Raw genomic sequence first — 4,006 nt, forward strand, 5'->3', positions numbered from 1 at the left:
GGGGCGGTCCGCCCGGGCCCGGCGCGGGCCGCTGGGGCGGGAGTCCGGTGCCGGGGGCGCTGGGCGGGGACCACTGGCCGGGAGGCGGCTGGGCCGCGGACCACTTCGAGGAGGAGCCAGAACCGTCGGCGGGCTCGGCGGGCCGGGGCACGGTGGGATCCTGGCCGTCGGACGGGGCGGATCCGGGCGAGGCCCAGCCCGGAGTGTCGTTCACGGTCGTCCACCTCGTGGATTGGTTGCGGGGCCAACTCGGAGAGCCGGCGTGTCAGCGGTGCCTGTCCGCGGAGCGGGGCGGCGGGCTGCCAGCCATCGTGCCACGCGTCGGCTGTGGGCGGACCGGGGGCCGTATCTCCTTCTCGCGTTCGTGCTTGCCTTCATTGTCCGCTCCGTAGCGGGCAGACTGAGCGAATGGTTGATCAGTACGCACAAACCCCGGTCGGCGCGGAGCCGTCCATGCTCCCCTCGATTCGCTGGGACGAGCCGCCGGAAGGGCCCGTACTGGTACTCCTCGACCAGACGAGACTTCCGGTCGAGGAGACGGAGCTGGTCTGTACGGATGTCCCCGCGCTGGTACAGGCGATCCGGACGCTGGCGGTGCGGGGGGCACCGTTGCTGGGGATCGCAGGCGCCTACGGGGTGGCGCTGGCGGCGCTGCGCGGTTACGACGTGGAGGACGCGGCGACGCAGCTTTCGCAGGCGCGGCCCACCGCGGTGAACCTCGGGTACGGGGTGCGGCGGGCGCGGGACGCGTACCGGTCGGCGGTCGACCAGGGGGCCGGTCTTGAGCAGGCGGCCGCCGCCGCGCTCGCCGAAGCGAAGCTGTTGCACCGGGAAGATGCCGAGGCCAGCACGCGGATGGCCGAGTTTGGGCTTAGTCTCCTCGATGAACTGCTGCCGGGGGGCGGGCACCGGATCCTGACCCACTGCAATACCGGGGCGCTGGTCTCGGGCGGGGAGGGAACCGCGTTCGCCGTGGCACTGTCGGCCCACCGGGCCGGGCGGCTGAGGCGCCTGTGGGTGGACGAGACCCGTCCGCTCCTCCAGGGGGCGCGGCTGACGGCGTATGAGGCGGCTCGTAACGGGATGGCGTACACATTGCTCACGGACAACGCGGCTGGTTCGCTGTTCGCGGCGGGGGAGGTGGACGCCGTTCTGATCGGGGCCGACCGCATCGCCGCGGACGGCTCCACGGCGAACAAGGTGGGGAGCTATCCGCTCGCCGTCCTGGCCAGGTACCACCATGTGCCGTTCATCGTGGTCGCCCCGACCACCACGATCGACCTGGACACCCCGGACGGGGCGTCGATCGAGGTGGAGCAGCGGCCCGGGCACGAAGTGACAGAGGTCACGGCGCCACAGGTGGCAGCGGGAGCGGAAGCGGGGAGTGGGATGCCGGTGGCACCGCTGGGAACGCAGGCGTACAACCCGGCTTTTGATGTCACGCCCCCGGAACTGGTGACGGCGATCGTCACCGAAAAAGGCGCGCTGTCCCCGGTGACCGGGGCCGGAATCGCGGAGCTGTGTGTCAGGTCACGCCAAGGTAACGATGAGCTAATGGGATGATGTCGCATCGACCCACGGAAGCGGCCCCCCTGCCTGCGACGATGCGCGGGAAGAGGGGCCGTGACATCCAACGGTGACATCAGTCGGGGTCGGCGGCGTGTTGGTGAGCCTCCAACTGCCTGATGCGAGCCGGTTGCCGCAGCAGCCGGTCAAGCTGGCCCACGGCTTCGATCACGTCGGGGTCGAGCGCCTCGGCGTAGATGTCGAGCGTGGTCGCGATCCGGCTGTGCCGCAGAATCGCTTTGATGATCCTCGGGTGGACGCGGAGATGCACGAGGAGCGTTCCGCAGGACTTGCGGAGCCCCTTGGGGTTCATCTTGCCGAGACCGGCCCGCACCCGGACCCGTTGCAGCGTCGCGTAGAGGCAGGCTGCCTGAAGCGGCTGGCCGGTACGGGTGACGAACACGTGGCCATCGGGATCATCCGCCCACGGGCGACCGCTCGCGAGCGCAGAGGCACGCATGGCGGCGGTGCGCATCCGGGTCCACCGCAGCGGCGCGATGCACTGCGCGGGCAGCGGCAATGGCGCTTTGGACGTGTCAGTCTTCAGCTCCACGTCGATCGTTCCGGCACTCGTACGCTGCCGTTGCTGTTCCACCCACAGAATCCGGCTGTCCAGGTCGATGTTCTCCCAGCGCAGGCCGCACACCTCAGCGCGACGCAGGCCGAGGAGGCAGAGCAGCAGAAACGCCGGGTAGTACACGGTCCGGCGCCGTGCCTCAGCCAGGAAGCGGAGCACCGTCACGGCGTCCCAGCTTGTGCCGCTGTCAGTCGATGCCCGCACGTGTACGAGCTTGGCCACGTTCCTCGTGAGGCCGATATCTTCCACCATCGCAGCCGCCAGCGCCGCAGAGAGGACCCGTAGCGAGTGCTTGGCGGTCTTGGCCCCCTTCTCCTCCGCCAGGCGCGCTACGACCGCCCTCAGCTCCTTAACGCCCAGCTTGACCATGACTTTGGAGCCCAGGCGCGGGCGCAGGTGGTTGCGTACGGTCTGTTCGTAGGTCCGGTAGCTTCCCGGGGCAAGATCGGGTTTCACGATGCGCTCAAGCCAGTAGTCGAACCACTGCCCCAGCGTCATGTCCCGGGTTGGGGTCGGGATGCCGTCGCTGGCACGGTCGAGCAACTCGCGCCGCTTTCGATCGCATTCGTCGTAGGTCTTCCCGTACGCGTACTTGCGCTTGGTTGTCCCATCGGGCTGAGGAACATAGACAGCCGCCTGATACCGGCCGTCAGCGCGTTTCGTAATCGTGCCCCCACCATTGGGGCGGCGCTTGGCCATCAGGCTGCCTCCCGTACGGCGGTGGCGATGAAGTCGTGCACGGCAACGGCGGGGATGCGGCGGGCCCGGCCGACCTTGATGGAGGCGAGACGGCGGGACCTGATCAGGTCGTACACGGTGGAGCGCCCCAGCCTCAGCGCGGCCATGACCTCCGGCACGGTCAGCAGCTCAGCAGTTCCGGCAGCCACGCGGCATCCCCTTCCTCGTCTCGGAGTTCGGCGCGGGCTTGTCGGGCGGTTTCGCGGCCGACTTCGATGTCACGGCGGATGTTGGCTGCAAGCCAGGATTCGCCGGGGGTGTGGCCGTGCCCGGCATAGGCCCAGTGCGCGACCGTGAGCGTGGTGGCCTCCGGGTGGTCGTTCGGGTCGGGTAGTCCGAGGGCGGTACGTTGCTGTGCTGCGCGGTAGTCGGCGCGGACCTGCCGGAGGGCGCCGAGGGTGGTTGAGTAGCGGCGGGATTTGGTGGAGAAGTGGCCGCGGAAGCCGAGCATGTGAGCCCAGGCCCACAGCCGCCGATCCGGATACGCGTCGTCCAGGTCCTTGCACGCGCGGATGAGGCGGCGGGTGTGGTCGGGCAGACTCGGCAGCTTGTCGAGTTCGGCCATCTCCCCGATGCGCCGGTCAACGGTGCCGGTCGTCTCCGCGGCTTTGGTGGCGTACTTGGCGACGTAGGAAGCGACCGCCTGTTCGGTGAGGTCTTCGCCGTTGCCGAAGGCGCCGATGGGCTGCACGTCGAGCTGTGTGCCCCAGCGCAGGACCCGGGCCGGGAACTCACCGGCAGCAGGCAGTGCGACCTCAGCGCGGGCAGCGGCGGCCCGTAAGGCGTCAGTGAGCAGGTCGTGCGTTGCCCAGGCCGGGGGTGGGGAGTCGGGCCCGTCCGGTCCGTCGAAGCGGATTACGGCGTGGAAGTGGATGGCCCCGCGCTTCTGGTACTCCGCGACTTTGCCGTACGAGACGCGTAGGTGTTCGCGTAGTTCGCGCTGGGTGATGCCGACGCGGGCGGCCAGCTCACGCGGGAGGTAGATCGTGACGTAGCGCCACAGGTGCCCGGCGTGGTTGTTCCACAGGACCGAGCCCGCGTAGTCGTACGTGGTGGGGTCGAGTGCTGTGCCGAGTTCGGGTGCGTCCTCGGGGTGGCGGGTGCCGCAGCGGCAGCCGGCGGCTG

4 protein-coding genes and 1 pseudogene are annotated in these 4,006 nt (G+C 69.6%); 1 reads left to right on the forward strand and 4 read right to left on the reverse strand.

Annotated features, from left to right (window positions below; all coding sequences use genetic code 11):
* A pseudogene (locus tag WH07_RS41250) lies at positions 1 to 214 on the reverse strand (hypothetical protein); the annotation flags it as partial.
* A gap of 194 nt (positions 215 to 408) precedes the next feature.
* Between WH07_RS41250 and mtnA the strand changes: the two are divergent.
* Positions 409 to 1,563 carry an S-methyl-5-thioribose-1-phosphate isomerase gene (gene mtnA / locus WH07_RS19290; protein ID WP_046501387.1) on the forward strand — a complete coding sequence of 385 codons (1,155 nt, stop codon included), beginning with the start codon at positions 409 to 411 and terminating at the stop codon, positions 1,561 to 1,563.
* A 79-nt stretch (positions 1,564 to 1,642) separates the two neighbouring features.
* Here mtnA and WH07_RS19295 read toward each other — a convergent pair whose 3' ends face one another.
* The 3 genes from WH07_RS19295 to WH07_RS19305 all read right to left on the reverse strand — a co-directional run.
* On the reverse strand, positions 1,643 to 2,842 hold the full coding sequence (locus WH07_RS19295; protein ID WP_046501389.1) for a tyrosine-type recombinase/integrase: 1,200 nt from the start codon (positions 2,840 to 2,842) through the stop codon (positions 1,643 to 1,645).
* Positions 2,842 to 3,030: a helix-turn-helix domain-containing protein gene (locus WH07_RS19300; protein ID WP_106409622.1), complete on the reverse strand. Its 189-nt coding sequence runs from the start codon at positions 3,028 to 3,030 to the stop codon at positions 2,842 to 2,844. Before WH07_RS19300 ends, WH07_RS19295 begins: the two co-directional genes overlap by 1 nt.
* The coding region (locus WH07_RS19305) for a replication initiator (RefSeq protein ID WP_046501390.1) at positions 3,003 to 4,006 on the reverse strand (1,004 nt) is incomplete at its 5' end. The genes WH07_RS19300 and WH07_RS19305, both read right to left, overlap by 28 nt.

Origin of the sequence: Streptomyces odonnellii (assembly GCF_000981895.1) — a bacterium.
Classification (GTDB): domain Bacteria; phylum Actinomycetota; class Actinomycetes; order Streptomycetales; family Streptomycetaceae; genus Streptomyces; species Streptomyces odonnellii.